This is a genomic window from Pseudomonas ficuserectae, from assembly GCF_024584585.1.
GTDB lineage: Bacteria > Pseudomonadota > Gammaproteobacteria > Pseudomonadales > Pseudomonadaceae > Aquipseudomonas > Aquipseudomonas amygdali.
Map to the genome: position 1 here is coordinate 514,619 of NZ_CP085684.1, position 17,536 is coordinate 532,154.

General features: G+C 60.0%; 11 protein-coding genes. 10 read left to right on the forward strand and 1 reads right to left on the reverse strand.

All coding sequences use genetic code 11. The features are described 5' to 3' along the window. The first annotated feature begins 2 nt into the window (after positions 1–2). From waaC to LJU29_RS02310, 6 genes are read left to right on the forward strand one after another with little or no spacing between them, the layout of a single operon-like run. Positions 3–1,067 (forward strand): lipopolysaccharide heptosyltransferase I, encoded by a 1,065-nt coding sequence (gene waaC / locus LJU29_RS02285; protein WP_004666429.1) that lies wholly within the window; start codon positions 3–5, stop codon positions 1,065–1,067. Beyond that, positions 1,067–2,188 (forward strand): glycosyltransferase family 4 protein, encoded by a 1,122-nt coding sequence (locus tag LJU29_RS02290; RefSeq protein WP_057423947.1) that lies wholly within the window; start codon positions 1,067–1,069, stop codon positions 2,186–2,188. Before waaC ends, LJU29_RS02290 begins: the two co-directional genes overlap by 1 nt. Continuing rightward, on the forward strand, positions 2,188–2,994 hold the full coding sequence (gene rfaP / locus LJU29_RS02295; protein WP_005752705.1) for a lipopolysaccharide core heptose(I) kinase RfaP: 807 nt from the start codon (positions 2,188–2,190) through the stop codon (positions 2,992–2,994). The genes LJU29_RS02290 and rfaP overlap by 1 nt, the downstream gene beginning before the upstream one ends. After that, the gene (locus tag LJU29_RS02300; RefSeq protein ID WP_257111597.1) at positions 2,994–3,728 is read left to right on the forward strand and encodes a lipopolysaccharide kinase InaA family protein; all 735 of its coding nucleotides are present in this window, start codon (positions 2,994–2,996) and stop codon (positions 3,726–3,728) included. The genes rfaP and LJU29_RS02300 overlap by 1 nt, the downstream gene beginning before the upstream one ends. Then, positions 3,725–4,504, forward strand: coding sequence for a lipopolysaccharide kinase InaA family protein (locus tag LJU29_RS02305; RefSeq protein WP_054994584.1), 780 nt, complete (start codon positions 3,725–3,727; stop codon positions 4,502–4,504). The genes LJU29_RS02300 and LJU29_RS02305 overlap by 4 nt, the downstream gene beginning before the upstream one ends. Continuing rightward, positions 4,504–5,949, forward strand: a complete 1,446-nt coding sequence (locus LJU29_RS02310) for a lipopolysaccharide kinase InaA family protein (RefSeq protein ID WP_005752707.1) — start codon at positions 4,504–4,506, stop codon at positions 5,947–5,949. The genes LJU29_RS02305 and LJU29_RS02310 overlap by 1 nt, the downstream gene beginning before the upstream one ends. Positions 5,950–5,959: 10 nt before the next feature. Here the strand turns inward: LJU29_RS02310 and LJU29_RS02315 are convergent, their stop codons facing one another. Beyond that, positions 5,960–12,052 (reverse strand): membrane-targeted effector domain-containing toxin, encoded by a 6,093-nt coding sequence (locus tag LJU29_RS02315; protein ID WP_257111598.1) that lies wholly within the window; start codon positions 12,050–12,052, stop codon positions 5,960–5,962. A 302-nt stretch (positions 12,053–12,354) separates the two neighbouring features. On the opposite strand from LJU29_RS02315, the gene LJU29_RS02320 reads away from it, so the two are divergent. The 4 genes from LJU29_RS02320 to LJU29_RS02335 are packed head-to-tail and all read left to right on the forward strand — an operon-like array spanning position 12,355 to position 17,528. Next, entirely contained in the window at positions 12,355–14,112 is a 1,758-nt protein-coding gene (locus LJU29_RS02320) for a carbamoyltransferase family protein (protein ID WP_002551776.1), read from the forward strand. Next, positions 14,096–15,226 (forward strand): glycosyltransferase, encoded by a 1,131-nt coding sequence (locus tag LJU29_RS02325; RefSeq protein ID WP_057423950.1) that lies wholly within the window; start codon positions 14,096–14,098, stop codon positions 15,224–15,226. Before LJU29_RS02320 ends, LJU29_RS02325 begins: the two co-directional genes overlap by 17 nt. Continuing rightward, entirely contained in the window at positions 15,226–16,122 is an 897-nt protein-coding gene (locus LJU29_RS02330) for an antimicrobial resistance protein Mig-14 (protein WP_005731093.1), read from the forward strand. Before LJU29_RS02325 ends, LJU29_RS02330 begins: the two co-directional genes overlap by 1 nt. Beyond that, the gene (locus LJU29_RS02335) at positions 16,119–17,528 is read left to right on the forward strand and encodes a PIG-L deacetylase family protein (protein WP_057423952.1); all 1,410 of its coding nucleotides are present in this window, start codon (positions 16,119–16,121) and stop codon (positions 17,526–17,528) included. The genes LJU29_RS02330 and LJU29_RS02335 overlap by 4 nt, the downstream gene beginning before the upstream one ends. Positions 17,529–17,536: the final 8 nt, after the last annotated feature.

The following is a 17,536-nucleotide window of genomic DNA, read 5'->3' on the forward strand; positions in this document are numbered from 1 at the left end:
TTTTGCGGGTACTGCTGATCAAGACTTCTTCGCTGGGCGATGTGATCCATGCCTTGCCCGCACTGACCGATGCGCAGCGAGCGCTGCCCGGCATCCGCTTTGACTGGGTAGTGGAAGAGGGTTTCGCCGAAATTCCCGCCTGGCACCCAGCGGTCGACAGGGTGATCCCGGTGGCGATCCGCCGCTGGCGCAAGCACCTCTGGCAGACCTTCAGGTCGGGGGAGTGGCGGCGCTTCAAACAGCAGGTGCGCGAACAGCGCTACGATCTGGTGATTGACGCTCAGGGCTTGTTCAAAAGTGCCTGGCTGACACGTTATGTCGATGCGCCGGTGGCGGGGCTGGACCGCGACTCGGCACGCGAACCGGTCGCCAGTCGCTTTTATGACCGCGCTTTTGCAGTGCCGCGCGGGCAGCATGCGGTCGAACGACTGCGTCAGTTGTTCGCTCAGGCATTGGGTTATCCACAGCCGTCCGGTATGGGCGACTACGGCCTCAAGCCGCTGGCGACTCTGGATGACACGTTGCAGGCTCCGTTCGTGCTGTTCCTGCATGGCACAACCTGGGACACCAAGCACTGGCCCGAGTTGTACTGGCGACAACTGGCCGAACTGATGGCGGCTCGGGGCCTGCAGGTGCAATTGCCATGGGGCAACCCGGCAGAAAAGGCACGCGCCGAGCGCATTGCCGACGGTCTGGACAGCGCACACGTGCTGCCGAAATTGAATCTGGCGGGTGTAGCGCGGGTATTGGCCAGCGCACAGGCCTGCGTTGCGGTGGATACCGGAATCGGACACCTGGCCGCCGCGCTGGACGTGCCGACCATTTCCCTGTTCGGCCCGACCAACCCGGGCCTGACCGGAGCGTATGGCAAGTCGCAGGTGCATCTGGCCAGCGACTATCCGGGCTGCACACCTTGCCTGCAAAAGAAATGCACGTACCAACCGACCGCCGATGATCAGCGCCGGTTCGACCTTAAACGCGAGTGGCCGATGTGCTTCACTCGTTTGAATCCCGAGCGAGTAGCGAGCCAACTGGGCGCGCTGTTGCTGGCAAAGGAACCTGGCTGATGCAACTGGCTTTTGTACTCTACAAATACTTTCCGTTCGGCGGTCTGCAACGCGATTTCATGCGCATTGCGCTGGAGTGCCAGCAGCGCGACCACCAGATCCGCGTCTACACCCTGATCTGGGAAGGCGATGTGCCGCCCGGTTTTGAAGTGCTGGTAGCGCCGGTCAAGGCGTTCTTCAATCATCGACGCAATGAAAAGCTCACGGCGTGGATGGAAGCAGACCTGGCCAGGCGCCCGGTGGACCGTCTGATCGGTTTCAACAAGATGCCCGGTCTGGATGTGTATTACGCCGCCGACGGCTGCTTCGAGGACAAGGCGCAGAACCTGCGCAGCCCGCTGTATCGCAAGTGGGGCCGTTATCGCCACTTTGCTGACTACGAGCGCGCGGTGTTTGCTAAAGACTCGAAAACTCAGGTGTTGATGATTTCCGAAGTACAGCAGCCGCTGTTCATCAAGCATTACGACACCCCGCCGTCGCGCTTTCATTTGCTGCCACCGGGCATTTCCCAGGATCGCCGCGCACCGCCGGACGCACCAGACATCCGTGCTGGCTTTCGCAAGGAATTCGGGCTTGCCGACGAAGACCTGTTATTGGTGCAGATCGGCTCCGGTTTCAAGACAAAGGGCGTCGATCGCAGCCTGAAGGCGCTGGCGGCGTTACCTGCCGAGCTCAAAAAGCGTACCCGCCTGTTTGTAATCGGCCAGGACGACCCCAAAGTATTCCAGTTGCAAAGCGCGGCGCTGGGCCTGGGCGACCAGGTGACGTTCATGAAAGGGCGCAGCGATATTCCGCGTTTTCTGCTGGGCGCCGACCTGCTGATTCATCCGGCTTACAACGAGAATACTGGCACCGTATTGCTTGAAGCACTGGTCGCCGGTTTGCCGGTTCTGGTCAGTGCAGTCTGCGGGTACGCCCATTACATAGCCGAAGCTGACTGCGGGCGGGTACTGGACGAGCCGTTCGATCAGGTGCAACTCAATCGCTACCTGTCGGACATGCTTGAGGATGATGACGCGCGCAGCGCCTGGGGTCGCAATGGCCTGGCCTTTGCTGACACAGCGGACCTTTACAGCATGCCGCAACACGCTGCGGATGTGATTCTGGCGGAGCACTATTGATGAAGCTGTTCCTGGCTGAACCGTTCAAGAGCCTGTGGGCCGGACGCGATGCGTTCGTCGAGGTCGAGGGCCTGAGCGGCGAGGTCTACCGCGAGCTTGAAGGACGCCGCACGCTGCGCACCGAGGTCGACGGGCGTGGTTATTTCGTCAAGATCCACCGTGGTATCGGTTGGGGTGAAATCGCCAAGAACCTGGCAACTGCCAAGTTGCCAGTGCTGGGCGCTGGCAAGGAGTGGGACGCCATCGAGCGTCTGCATGAAGTCGGCGTACCGACCATGACGGCCGTGGCCTATGGTGAACGTGGCAGCAACCCTGCCGCGCAGCATTCGTTTATTGTCACTGAAGAGCTGGCCCCGACTACCAGCCTGGAAGACGTCAGTATCAACTGGCGCAACGAGTCGCCGGAGCCCCGTCTGAAAAGAGCGTTTATCGCCGAAGTTGCCCGCTTGGTCGGTATGATGCACCGCGCCGGAGTGAACCATCGCGACTGTTACATCTGTCATTTTTTGTTGCACACCGACACACCGGTCACCGCTGACGATTTCAGATTGTCAGTCATCGACCTGCACCGTGCCCAGACGCGTCGGGCAATAACACCACGCTGGCGCAACAAGGACCTGGCCGCGTTGTATTTTTCAGCGCTGGACATTGGTCTCACGCGACGCGACAAGCTGCGTTTTCTCAAGGGTTATTTCCAGAAACCGCTGCGCGAAATACTGCTCAAGGAAGCGCCGCTGCTGAGCTGGCTGGAGAAGAAGGCCGAGAAGCTTTATCAGCGCAAAGTGCGCTACGGGGATGCACTCTGATGGCGGGCTGGAAGCTTGAGCCCGAGTACGCTTTTCTGCAGCAGGATTTCGGCAGTCTGGATTCCGTGTTTGCCTTGCAAGGCCAGCAGTTGACCCGAGACCCGCTGTCCGACGTCATCCGCGTCGAGCGCGCCGGGGTTTACTACTACGTCAAACGCTACGTAGGTGCGGGCAAAGGCCTGCGCCGTTACATCGGCAAGCCCAGGGTCAAGTCCGAGTGGCAGAACCTCAAGCGTTTTGCCAAATGGGGCATTCCCACGGCAGAAGTGGTGGCCTGGGGGCTGGAGCGCAACGGCGCAGCGTATGATCGCGGCGCACTGATCACTCGCGGCTTGCCCAATACCGAAGACTTGTCTGCGCTGGCGCAACGCAAGGATCCGCGACTGGCCGACCGGCAATGGGTCGACGCTGTAAGTCACCAGCTGGCTGCCTGTACCCGGACCATGCACGACAACCATTTCACGCATAATGATTTGAAATGGCGCAACCTGTTGGTTGATGACAAAGGCCAGCTGTTTTTCATCGATTGCCCTAATGGCACATTCTGGTGGAGCTTCATGCTGCGCTATCGGATCACCAAGGATCTGGCGTGCCTGGACAAGGTCGCGAAGTATCACTTGTCGGCCACCCAGCGCCTGCGCTTCTACCTGCAGTACCGTCAGCGAACGCGGTTGAACGCCTCCGACAAAAAACGTATTCGACATATCGTCAGCTTTTTCGAGGGCCGTGAATGAGCGTTTTTATTGCCAGTGCTGACCAGCCTTTACTGGCGCGTCACAACCTGGCTGATTTTGAATCGCTTTGGAACATCAGGCTCGATGCGGTCGACGAGCCCAATACCGGGCGCGGCGGCTGGAGCAGTGTGTTCCGCCTCGACCTGGAGGGTCAGGGTTTTTACCTCAAGCGCCAGAGCAATTACCTGACTCGCACGTTGCATCATCCGTTTGGCGAACCGTCCTTCTCTCGTGAGTTTCGTAACATCAGTCGCTATCGCAAGCTGGGTATTCCCGCGCTGCAAGCAGTGTTTTATGGCGAGCGCAAGGTCGACGGGCAACGCCGGGCGATCCTGATGACGCGTGCGCTGGACGGCTGGACCGATCTCGACGAACTGTTGCAGCAGTGGAACCAGATGGAGAGCGTGCAGCGTCTGGCGGTACTTCACGCCTGCGGCCAATTGGCCCGCACACTGCACGGTGCCGGGCAGGTTCATGGCTGCTTTTATCCCAAGCACATTTTTCTGCAGGCGGTGGGAAAGGGCTATCAGGCGCAACTGATCGACCTGGAGAAAACCCGTCCGGTGATCTTCGGCAAGCGTGATCTTGCCCGTGACCTGGAACCGCTGCTGCGCCGTGCGCCGATGTGGCATGAAGCCGAGCGCCGCGAGCTGTTGGCGGCATACCTGCAAGCCACTCCGGACAGCTTGCTGGTCGATGCCTGGAATGCGCGTTTGGGCAAGCGCAGCGCTCACAAACGAGACCTTCAACACCGCGATGATAAAGAGACCCGTTGATGCGCTTGTCTGAACTCAAGAATGCCGGACGTACCCCCGAGTTGCCGATGAGTCTGACGCTGGCCGATGCTGCCGGTTCGGCTGAACTGCAATTGTTGACCCTGCTGAGGGTATTGCCGGGGCAGCGCTATGTGGGCGCAGGCGTTTGGCGAGGCCGAACGGTGCTGGCAAAATTGCTGGTGGGCGACAAGGCGGCCCGGCACTTTCAGCGTGAACTGGCCGGGGTGCGTCTGCTTGCCGAACAGGGGCTGACCACTCCGCTGCTGCTGGCCGACGGTTTGCAGGATGGCGAGGGTGGCTGGCTGCTGTTCGAGTTTCTGGAGCAGGCGTCAAGCCTGGGCGATGCCTGGAATGCTGTCCAGCACCTGCCACCGCTGGCGGATGAGCAGCAAGCCGTGCTCGGCGAGGCGCTGAGCGCCATCGCTCAACAGCACGCCAAAGGCTTGTGGCAGGAAGATCTGCATCTGGACAATCTGCTGCGCCACCAAGGCCGGCTGTACCTGATTGATGGTGCCGGCATTCGCGCCGAGCAGGCCGGCAAACCGTTGTCCCGGCAAAAGGTGCTGGAAAACCTCGGCGTGTTCTTCGCCCAGTTGCCCAGGTCTTTCGAGCCCTTCACTGAAGAGTTGCTGGTGCATTACCTGTTGAGCAACGCCGAACATGGTTTGCCGATGGAGGCGCTGCAAAAGCAGATCGACAAGGTTCGCAGCTGGCGGCTCAAGGACTTCATGGGCAAGACCGTGCGCGATTGCAGTCTGTTCAGCGTCGAGGACAGCGCTTCGGTGTTCCGTGCTGTTCGTCGCGAGGAAGAACCCGCGATGCTGCCGGTACTTGATCAGGCTGATGCCCTGCTCGACAAGGGGCATCTGTACAAGACCGGTGGCGCTGCGAGCGTAGGCCGTGTCGAAATCAGTGGTCGTACGCTGGTCATCAAGCGTTACAACATCAAGAATTTCAGTCACTGGCTCAAGCGCTTCTGGCGTCCCAGCCGGGCCTGGCATTCATGGCGCGAAGGTAACCGCCTGATGTTTCTCGGCATCGCCACGCCAAAACCGCTGGCAGTTCAGGAAAAGCGTTTTCTCGGCTTGCGCAGCAAAGCCTGGCTGGTGACCGAGTTTATCGAGGGACCGGACATCATCGAGCGCTTCGCTCCCCATGTGGCAACCGGTGATGCACCAGAGGCCGAACTGCTGGCGCTGGACACGCTGTTCGCACAGCTTATCCAGGCGCGTATCAGTCATGGTGATTTCAAGGGGCATAACCTGTTCTGGCACACCGATCGCTGGGCGATGATCGACCTGGATGCCATGCAGCAGCACAGTTCTCAATCGTCCTTTGCAGCAGCCTACGCGCGTGACCGGGCGCGGTTTATGCGCAACTGGCCGGTGCAGAGTGCGCTGCACCAGATACTGGAGCAGCGCTTGCCGAAGATCACGCCAGACTGAGCCTGGCCTCTCAGGCAATGCGGGTGAGGTTCATCGCCTCGAGGGCCGTCACCAGCGCGTCCATGTCGTCGAAGGGTTTGAGGTGGATACGCGGCCAACGCACACGCTCCAGATACAGTTTGCCCTCGGCATTGCGCTGCACCGGTGTGCGATGAATCCATGTGTCACGAGCACGATGGACGATGGTCTGCAAATCGCCTTCGCCCTGTTGCACCAGAAACATTCCCGGCTTGAAGAGGCGTTGGTCAATGCTTAAGAGCCTGGCTGACTCTGGGCGCGACACTTCCATAGCCACTCGGTAATCGCCCTTGATGTAGACCTGTTCATTGGTTATGCCTCCCGTAACAAGCTCTCCCGGATCCGGTACTACGCCGGTCGATTTCCCTGGTGCCACATCGATAACCCGCAGACCGATCCCTCCTTGCAGTTCTGCAATACCGGGTACCACGCCCTGGTAGGTATTGGAATGGCTGTTGCCCACCAGCGCGATCCATTTGTGGGAACCCATCACGTCCTGATGCCTGCGGATTGTGCGCGACGCAAAGTAATTCATCATCTGCTGGCGGGTGATGGACTCTTCCCTGGCAATACCTTTGAGGTGATAGCTGCTTGCGCAGTCGATAGCGCGGACCTCCAGGCCGTACTGCCGCGCCTTGATGATCAGTTGTTCGAAGTTATAGACCTTGTCCGGGTCGGTGTGATGCCCACGGTCCAGGATTTTCAGGTCATGCAGCAACGTTTTGCTCATCTGGCCGGTTTCGAAGAAACGATCCAGGTCCGCCTGATGCAGGTCGGTCAGCAGGTGCTCCATGTACAACGTCTTGACGTTTTGCCGCGCCAGCAATGGCAGGTTGTCGATGATCAGTTTCTTGCTCGAAACAGAAAAATGCGACTCGCCGATAACGATGCCTTCCGTGTGACGGTACAGGGTTTCAAGCAGCCCCGCCGTGCTCGTCTGTGGCTCGATGGCTGGCAATGTCGGGCGAGGTGGCAGTTGGGCTGATCTGATCGTGGCGGCGTCCTTTTGCAGATTTTTGCGGCGCTGGGCGAACGTATTGCGAACAGTGTCGAGTTTTGTGTCTTCAAAGAAATACTCCATGTCGAGCCCTTTCCTTTCGAAGTTCGCCAATGTATGAAGTGTCGTTCTGGTATCAAGCGGCATCTCATAGGTCGCGTCGGCCAAGGATTGCTGGATCGCTGTCATCGGGCTGTCGGCAGTCCACTCTTCGGGTGGTACGCGTAGCCAGGTAGCGTTTTCGCCGTGGACAAACCCGTACTGGCCCGCCCAATGCTCGCCCTCGGCAACGGAGCCCCTCAGTTCTCGGATCAGCATGTCATCCACAGGGGGGGCGGGGGGCAGCGGAACGCCCGGCAGCGCAGGGTCGGCAAACGCGATGGTGAAGTCACAGCGAGTCGGCGTGTTTTGATGCGGCCCGTCGGTACCTTCACTTATGCGGGTCGGGCGTCCTGCCGGTATGTCCTGAACATGCACACTGACGACTCCTTGCATCTCGGCAATGCCGGGCACCTGATCATGCGTCGTGGCAAGTTTCTGGTCGAGCAGTGCGACCCAGCGTTTGGAAGAGCCGGGTGCGATGTCTTGGCTGATGAGCCTGTGCCCGAAGAAGTTGCTCATTTTGCTGGCGGCTGCCGGATCATCAGCGGCGGCCAGCACCGAATGGCCGAAAAACGGGTAGCTTATCGACGAGCTGAACGGGCGCACTTCGATGCCGTGACGGTGGGCTTCCTTGATCAGGTGGTAGTAGTCGTATTCGCTGCTCGAGTTGTTCAAGGCACCGCGATTGACGTCGTGCAGGTAGTACTTGAGCTCATGAGAGCCAGAGCGACTCTTTTTGCCCAACTGGCGATATCTGGCCAGTTTGCGCAGGTGTTTATCGGTGAGCAGGTGTTCGATGTACAGGACCTCGACACGCTGTTCTGCCAGCAATGGCATGTTGAGCAGGAGCAGGCGCTTGCTGGCTACCGACTTTGGGGCCTCGCTGAAAACCAACCCGTTGCTGTGCGTGAAGATGTGCTCGATCAGCGTCTCGACTCTACCGGGCAGGCCATAAGCGGGCAGTGTCGGCCTGGGCGGCGGAGAAAATCGGGCAAAAAATGCCTGAGCGTCCTGGTAGAGCTTTTCCCGAAACGCTGTAAAGGTCTGGCGTATTTCCGTGAAATAGGTCTCGAAATAGATTTCCAGACCTGCGCCGGTCGGGTCAAAGACTTCCTTGCTGATGACGATGTCCAGATGCGCTCTCATGGTGCTTGGCATCTCATAGTCGATCAACGTGTTGAGCGAGCCTGCGGCGGCATCTTCAGGCAGTGGCCTATAGTTCCCCGGACCGTCCAGCCCGCCGCCGCGCAAGCGCCGGTCGACGACCAGCCACTGGCCCTGTTCATTCAGGCGAACCGGCTGTTTGCCGAAGAATGCGAATGGATTGGCCGGATCGATGATCTGCCAGCAGCGCAGATGCGCATCGTATTGAACCTGAAAGGTGTGATCTGACAACCTGATGTAATTTTTTCCGTTGAGTGCGTACACGCCTTTCGCGTGGCCGTCGGTGATACGTGGCACGTTACCCAGCGAAACATCGACTGCCAGGTCGGTGCGCAACCCCGAAGGCACGCGCGCCACGGCGTTGGGCGGTGGCAGGAGCGGCTGCCAGGCACCAGCGGCTTCTCGCAGGGCGAACTGACCGGTTGCCATCGGGGGCGCCGAGGCGACGTGGGGTGCATGGAAAACTGCAGCGTGACCATGGGCGTTGGGCTTGCCGATCAGAAAAACCTGCTCCTGCAGTTCAACCGGGTACAGGTCCTCGTAACGCGGCAGCGAGGACTGGCGCTGGAACGAGCGCAGGACCGGCGGTGATGGATGACCGTGCTCAAGCTGATGCAATACGCCGCCGAAGCCCTTAATGCCAACCAACAAGTCGCTGCCTGCGCCGATGCCGTTGAAGAGTGCCGAGAGCATGTATGTTGCAGCGCGTTGCTGGTCGCCTTCAGTCAAGGCGGCAACTGCCTGCCCGCTGTCATGCAACGAAAGCAGGCTGCCAACCGCAAAGCTTGCCGGTGGGAACGGCAGGGTCAAGGCGGTAGCAATTATCTCGACGCTGACCCAGATCAGCCGGACGAGCATGTCGTTGCGGCCGGTGGTGGTCTCTTCCACATCACGCAACCTGCGCTCCAGCGGCCTGTTGAAACAGGTGTCGGCGAAGTCTGAAATGAATGCCTTGGGAATGACCGGAGGTTTGCTGGCCTTACCCTGCTGCATGTCGCGGAGCAAGAACGACAAGGTTCGGCGCGCCTTGATCCGGCAGCGATCCTTGTAGTAATCGATCATGCCTTCGCTAACGAGCGAGCGCACAAAGTCGCTGAACAGACGAAACTCGATACCGTCAGGCGCCTGCGGCGTGTAGAGCAGCGCAGCATGGCGAGTCTGTGTCGGCAGGATCACTAGGCAGCCCTGCACGGTTTCGACGTGGGTGAGCAGCGTGCTGGGAATGACCAGTTGATCGACGCCGGTCAGCCCCGAGGCGATAAACGGTTTGTCCACATGCACTTGCAGCGGGTAGAGGGGATATCGCTCGCGGGAGGCGGTGTCGTCAAGGTGGGCGTTATCCAGAGATTGTTTCAACCACGCATAGTGCGCTGCTTCGATATGACCTTTCAGCACGCTGCGCAATGCCGCTGCCTGCATCTGCAGTTGCGTGATCATCACGCTGAACTGGCGACGATAGGCATAGCCTTCGCTTTCGCTGTTCAGCAGGGTGTTTCTGATCAAGGCAATGTACTCGTCCGCCAGCCACTGACCGCGCACCGAACCTGCAACGACAGCAGCTGACAGCGCGCTCACGTCGATGCCTTCCGGGCCGCTGAACGTCGCGTTGGTTGCTGCGGAAGCACGCAAGGGGTCAATGCTGTCGTCATAGCCATTGAGCAGCATGTCGGTGTAGGTCAGTGTTTCGCGCTCGGTGGTAATTACGATCAGGTCGGGGTCTACCGTGCCGGCTGGTACGTTCAGCAGCTTGCCGATTTGCTGGCTGGCACGTTGGTGTACGTAATCCTGGAATGGCTTGACTCCGGTGTGTGGCTGCGCCTGATAGTTGTCGAGCGCTCCGCCAATGGCCTGTTCAAGGGCCAGCAGTTCCCGGCGCTGGGCGCGACTGGCGCGCAGGTACCAGTCCGGCGTATGCCTGGCCTGTTCGGAAAGCAATATGCGGGTCTGTTCGTCGGTAAAGCGGCGCAAGGCCGACTCGCAGTCCGCATGATCAATAAACTGAATGAAGTCTTTCGAAGGCTGGGGTTTGAGTGCCAGTGCCGTCAGTTGCTCTGCCAGTGCCGCACGGGCATCCACTTCCACCTGATCGAGCAGGTAGTTGACCATTGATGGCGAAGCAGTCCAGCCGACCACCTCGTGCAGCAGTTGGGTTTCAGTGTCGAAGGCTTTGAAGTACTGCTGCCCGGGTGCATCGGTGGCGACCATGATCAGCCGCTGCGTACGCCCCTCGGCACCCTGCTTGCGAAACACCAGCAATCTGGCCATCACGTTGCGGTTGTTGAGTTTGATCTGTTGTACACGCAATGCTGGATCGGATGCGCGCGCTGCCGGGCCGGTCAGTGCCGCGACCATGGCGAAATCACCGGGCTGGATATGCCCCTGCATCTTCGCCGCCCAACCCTGCGCGGTCAGTCGGGTTCGCGCCAGTGCGCAGAGCATTTGCCGGTTGTGCTCTTGCTGGTAAGCCTTGCGTTGAAACTCGCCAAACTCCGCCCGCAGATCGAGCTCATCGATCACTCCGGCAAGGTAAGCCGGATTCAATGCCGAGCAGGCTGCATCAAGCGGTTTGCCATCAAGAGTGATAACGGTGTGATCGAGAAAGTCCGAGCCTGCACTCTCGTCTTCCGGGTGCAGGCCATAGAGTGCCAGCTCGACCAGTGAGCATGTCACGCGGTAGGTCTCGCTCGTGGATGGCAGCGTGCGCCGCGTGTCGATGGTCAATGCGCGTGGGTCCAGGTCATGGCCCAGTTCATCGGCCAGCCGGGTGCGCAAACGTGCTTCGGCAAAATGTTCTGGAGAGGCCGCGCTGCCCAGTACGCTGAGCATCGCTGCATGCGCCTCATCGTAGTGTCGCAAGTGCCAGGCATAGGTCTGCAGGTCGGCTTCGCTGGCAATCTTCATCCAGTCCGGCAGGCTTCGATGATACTGACGTTGCCTGTTGGTCAGTTCGCGCAGTTCGAGCATGTAGGCAGGGCCAAGCAGGCCGCGCATGTCGATGGCTGCCTGAATCAGCGCCTGACGTGTTGCCCGGTGTTCAGTATCAGGTCGTTCGCACGCATGGCGAATGTCATTGCGCTGCTTGTTCAGCAGGCGATCCAGGGCATGCATGAAGGGGGTGGTGGTGACCGGCTGTAGTTGCAGGTCTTCAGCCTTGAATGGCTCAAGGTAAAGGTCGGCGTCCTGGATGATCTTGAAAAGCTGATCTTGATGACGCCTTTCCATCGTGTTCAGAAGAGCATCCTGCAACGTCGCTGTGTTGAGCCAGCGCGCTAGGGTTGCGAGCATCAGGGCCAGCGTGGCAAAGCCCATGATACCGAGCCCGGGTAACATCAGCAGCGTGCGTCCCTGTTCCTCGGATATCGCCAGCGCGCCTGCCATTTCAACGTATTCGTCATCGTGCAGTTGCACATGCAGCGAGGCGTAAGTGAGCGCCGGGCTTTGATCGGGCGAGTCCGGCAGGCAGACAAGATAGCCACTCTCCAGATCACGCTCGTGAATCCTGACGCTGGCTTCATCACGCAAGGCTCGCTGCAAGGCAGGTACAAGCCGGTCGCGGCGGCTTTCAGCGTTTTTGCCAGGGTCTGTCCAGTAGTCATCGGTCTGTTGCAGCAGGCTGAATATTTCCAGTTCCCGTTCAGAAACATCGGAACCGCCAAGCGCAGTCAACAGCGCTTCGCCCGGGCCAGGCTGGGCCTTCAGCTCGATGGCCAGAAGTGTGTGCAGTTCATCGAGCCTTTTCAGTGCGGCGGAGGCGGCAGGCCAGGTATCGGCAGGTTTCAGTGGTGTAGGCGTTATAGCCAAAGAGGACAGTGTTTGTGTCATGACAGGCGTTCCATTGCGCGCTTCAGGCGCTGAGGTTTGAGCGACGGCCGTAGGGCCGGCGACGATGGGCCTCAATTAATCAGAAGCAACGGGCGTCAGGTCGTAGATAGTTATTGATGCTGAGAAAGAGATGTTTCCTACGCCGTCCGGCGGGCATCCCCGATGACATTTCAGCGCGTCGAGCCAATCCTTGGTCATTACGTTATAATCCCGCCCTTTAGCTGCCCTCAGCCCGCTGTGCGGGGGCACACCTTTTCTCGGGCGCAATGCGCCTGTATGCAGACTAAAGAGGCTAGACCCTAGTGGCATTGACGATCCTTGGCCTGTCCGGCGCCCTTAGCCATGATCCTTCCGCAGCGCTTTATATCGACGGCAAGCTGATAGCAGCGGCTGAAGAAGAGCGCTTCGTTCGTGACAAACACGCGAAGAACCGCATGCCCTACGAGTCGGCGAAGTTCTGTCTGGAACAGGCAGGCATCAAGCCTTCGGACGTCGACGTGGTTGCAATTCCGTTCGCCCCGATCAGCCTGTTCGGCAAGGCCCGCTGGCACTACGCCAAGCGCTACTGGTACGCGCCGGATCGCGCCCTTGATGCGTTGCTGATGGGCAACCGCCGCTATAAGCGCTACCGCAACAAGATCGTCTGGTGCCTCGAGCAACTGGGCTTCGATCCGAAAAAGATCAAGATCGAGCCGGTCGAGCATCACCTGGCCCACGCATCCAGCGCCTACCACTGCTCCGGTTTCACCGAGAAAACCGCGATCATGGGCATCGACGGCAAGGGTGAGTACGCCACGACCTTCTTCGGCTATGGCGAAAACGGCAAGATCCACAAGATCAAGGAATTCTTCGATCCGGACTCGCTGGGCGGCCTGTATGGCGCTATCACCGAATTCCTCGGTTTCGAGATGCTCGACGGCGAATTCAAGGTGATGGGCATGGCACCGTACGGCGATGCCAGCAAGTATGATTTTTCGCGTCTGGCCACGTTCGAGAACGGCGAGCTGATCATCAATACCGAGCTGGCCAACGTCATTGGCCTGCGTCGCTACAAAGAGAACGGCAAGGGCTTCTACTTCTCGCCGAAGCTGATCGAGTGGCTCGGCCCGAAACGCGTTGGCGACGTAGCCGACGAGCCCTACATTCACTATGCCGCGAGCATGCAGGCACTGTTCGAAAAGCTCGCGTTGCAGATGATGGATCACTACCTGGGTGACATCCTCAAGGAGACCGGCAAGATCGCTTTCGCCGGTGGCTGTGCGCTGAACGTCAAACTCAACCAGCGGATCATTGCCCGTCCTGAAGTCAAGGAACTGTTCGTGCAGCCTGCGTCCGGCGATGCCGGTACGGCGGTCGGTGCCGCGGCTTATGTGTCCCACGCTCGCGGTGTGCCGGTCGAGAAGATGGAACACGTCTACCTTGGCCCGGCGTACAGCAACGAAGACGTGATCGCGGCCTGTGCCCGTCACCCGAGCAAGCCGGTCTGGCGTCAGATCGACAATACGCCACAGCGGATTGCCGAAATCATGGTCAAGGGCAACCCGGTTGCCTGGTTCCAGGGACGCATGGAGTTCGGTCCGCGTGCGCTGGGTGGTCGCTCGATCATCGGTTGCCCGAGCGTTACCGGGGTAGCCGACCGTATCAACCATCAGATCAAGTTCCGCGAGCGCTGGAGGCCTTTCTGCCCGTCGATGCTCGACACCGTTGCGCCACAGATGATCAAGATCGATCACCCGGCACCGTTCATGACCTTCACCTTCGAAGTGGCGGAAGAGTGGAAAACCCGTGTTCCGGAAGTCGTCCATGAAGACGGCACTTCCCGTGCCCAGGTGCTCAAGCGCGAATACAACCCGCGCTACTACGACATGATGAAGGCGCTGGAAGAACTGACCGGCAATGGCGTTTCCCTGAACACCTCGCTCAACCGCCGTGGCGAACCGATGATCTGCTCGCCGACCGATGCGCTGAACATGTTCTTCGGCTCGGACCTCGAGTACCTGATCATGGAAGACATCCTGGTGGTAAAAGAGGGCGTCGAGGCTTATGACACGCTCGGCTGATCGTCACGTGCTGCAGTTCTGTCACGGCTATGACGGGCCGTTTCTGGACTGCGCGCGGCAATACGCCAGCCTGTTCGCCGGCAAGGGCTATCGGGTGACGACGGTGTTTCTGACCGGCGCCGCCGACCCCGACGTGGTCGCCGACTGCGGCTCGGACGAAGTGCTGTTCATGGAATACAGCTCCAGTGCCATTCGCGGCCTGAAGCTGGGTGCCATCCGTGACCTGCGCAAAATTGCCGCGACGCGCTCGTTCAGCTTTTGCATCGCGCACCGCTTCAAGCCGGTGTACATCGCCCTGTTGGCGACGAAGTTGCCGGTGATCGGTGTGCATCATGCGTTCGGCGATTACCACCGGCGCAGTCGCAAGCTGTTCGCCAACCTGTTTCGCAAGCGCCTGAGCATACTCGGTGTTTCCGATGCGGTCCGCGACGACATGCGCAGCAGCCTGCCCAAGTGGCCGGCCGAGCGCATTCAGACGTTGTACAACCGGATCGACGTCGAGCAACTGCAGGGCAGTCAGTTTTCCGCTGAAGATGCCCGCGCAGAGCTGGGTCTGTCGGCATCGGCCTGGATTGTCGCCAACGTCGGTCGCCTGCATCCCGACAAGGATCAGGCCACGCTGTTGCGCGGTTTTGCCGAGGCTCTGCCCAATCTTCCCGAGAACAGCCAGCTGGTGATTCTCGGCAAGGGCCGCCTGGAAGAAAACCTCAAGGCGCTTGCGCTGGAGCTGGGCATTGGTCCGCAGGTGCTGTTTCTTGGGCAGGTGCCTGACGCCCGTCGCTACTTCAAGGCGTTCGATGTATTTGCCCTGAGCTCTGACCACGAGCCGTTCGGTATGGTCCTTCTGGAGGCGATGGTGGCCGGTGTGCCACTGGTTGCAACGTCCTGCGGCGGCGCGAAGGAAGTGGTCGAAGACGTTGGTCTGCTGTTCCCGCTGGGTGATGTTCACAGCCTGGCGCACGGCCTGGTACACATGGCCGGTCTTGACGCCGAGCAGCGTCAGGACTGCGCCGAGCGCATGTTGCTGCGTTTGCGCGAACGCTTTTCCGATCATGCTGTGCGCGATGTCTTCTGGCGGCTGCCGCAAGTCTCCAGCCTGGCGGCGGGGGCCTGATGCTCAATCGATTCAAAGGCTGGCGCGAGCGTGGCTGGGTGCAGATCGATGCGGCTGCTTACGAGCAGGCATGGCAGCGGTTGGGAGGCAGCGTAGCCACTCATCCGCTGGTCGTTGCGCGCCTGTCGGAATTTTCCGGTATTGCTGTGCGTTATCTGGCCTGGGAGCAGGGCGGCGAAGTAAAGGCAGCGATTGCCACTTGGGGGCGTTCGCTGGCGCTGTCCAAGGACGAACTCAAGCGTCACGGCAAGAAAGGCCTGTTCGACCTGGGCAACGCCGAACTGATTTTGCCGGTGGCCGACGATATTCAGGTCCCGGTCCGCCATCGTGCCCGCTATGTGTCTGCGCTCAACGAGGGCCGCATCAGCACCTTCAGGCCGCAGACCGAATCGTTGGCGATGGCGCGTACGCCTGAAGAACTGTCCAAGAAATTTCGTTACAACCAGCGTCGTGAACTTCGCTTGCTGGAGGAGGCTGGCGGCACGGTAAGACCTGTCAGCGAGTTCAGCAGCGCCGAGCTGGCGAGTATGTATTGCGATCTGTTTCAGCGTCGCTGGGGCTTTGAGGCCACCGGTGCCCGGCACAAGGCCGAGGTCATCGAATTGCTGCGTGAACTGCTGATCGGTTCGGTGGTGTTTCTCAACGATGCGCCGATTGCCATTCAACTGGTGTATCGCGTCGAAGCGCCGCAGTGGGTCAGCATCGAGTACGTCAACGGCGGTGTCGATCCCGAAACCCGGGACTTCAGCCCAGGCAGCGTGCTGAGTTTCGTCAATACCCAGTCCGCCTGGGAGAACGCCCGCGCCTTGGGCAAATCACTGCGTTTTTCCTTTGGTCGTGCCGACCGCGAGTACAAGGACCGATGGTGCAACCCCGTTCCGGTGTTCCAGATTTGAGTCGCAAGCAACAGTTGCTCAAGCGCCATCGCCGTAACAAGCGGCTGGCGTTACTGGGTGGCCTGCTGCTGTTGATTGCCATCGGCGTGTTGACGGTCTGGTGGCTGGTGCCGCTCGTGGCTGTTTGTGCATGGGTCGCCCATGAGGCCTGGTTTGCCGATCATCTGTTTTATTCACCCACCGACGACTATCAGTACAGTTTTCCGGCCGACAGCGAAGTACCAGGCGTCCGCCTGGACGGTGGCACGTTGCTGATCGACCCCGCCGTGCAACTGAACGGCGACGAAACATTGATACTGGCACTGACAGTAAAAAGCACCTGGCTGGGACGTTTTCTCGACCCGGTGGTGGAGTTGCAGGGGCAGGCCTTGAGTGACCGGCAGGCCTTCGAGCGTGGCGTTTGCGGCGTTCGTTATCTGAACCTGACCGGTCTTGGCGAGCCGCTGGCTGCGGGTGCCCTGCAATTGCGCGGGCATTTCTGTCGTCTTGCTGGTACGCCGCGCCTCTGGCTGTTTCGTCAGGCGGATGCGCGAAAGCAGCGTGTCATGGTCATCGCACCGCATGCCGACGATGCCGAGCTCGCCGCGTTCGGGCTTTACAGCCAGGCCGATGAAGCCTGGATTGTCACGCTGACCGCCGGTGAGATCGAGGCTGAACATTATCGCCAGATGGGCATGCAGCGCGCCGAAGCTGCGCGCATGAAGGGCCGCTTGCGGGCCTGGGACAGTATCGCCGTGGCGCGCTGGGGCGGGGTGCCCGAGTCGCAGTGTGTGCAATTGGGCTATTTCTGCCTGCAACTGCCCGCCATGCAGGCTGCGCCGGATACGCCGGTCGCCTCGCGTGAGGCGGATCTGACCGATACGCGGTTTTTTCGCCAGTTCAATACGCTGCCATTGCCCGGCGATGACGGCCTGCCAACCTGGAATAACCTGCTCGCCGACCTGCGTGCACTGGTCCTCAAGGCCAGGCCGCAGGTTATTGTCATGCCGCACCCGGCCATCGATCCGCATCCCGACCATATCTGTGCCCAGGCAGCCGTGCGTGAAGCGCTGGCCGGTCTTGAATGGCAGCCAGACGTGGTGCTCGGTTACGCCAACCACTTGCACGACAACGACCGTTGGCCAATGGGCGATGCCTACAGTGGCATCAGCCTGCCGCCGGTATTCGATGCCAGTCTGCCGCTGGTACCGTACAGCCTGCACTTATCGGTTGCGGCCCAACGCGACAAGGCAATGGCGCTGGGTATGATGCATGACCTGTTGCCGCCGATGCCGTTCAAACGCCGTGTGCGCCGTACGTTGCAACGCGTTCTGGCCGGTCGCCACTGGCCGGCCGAAGGCGAAAACGAATTCTTCCGCAAAGCTGTGCGACGACACGAGTTGTTCTGGCGCAGCCGTGACATCTGATTCAGCAG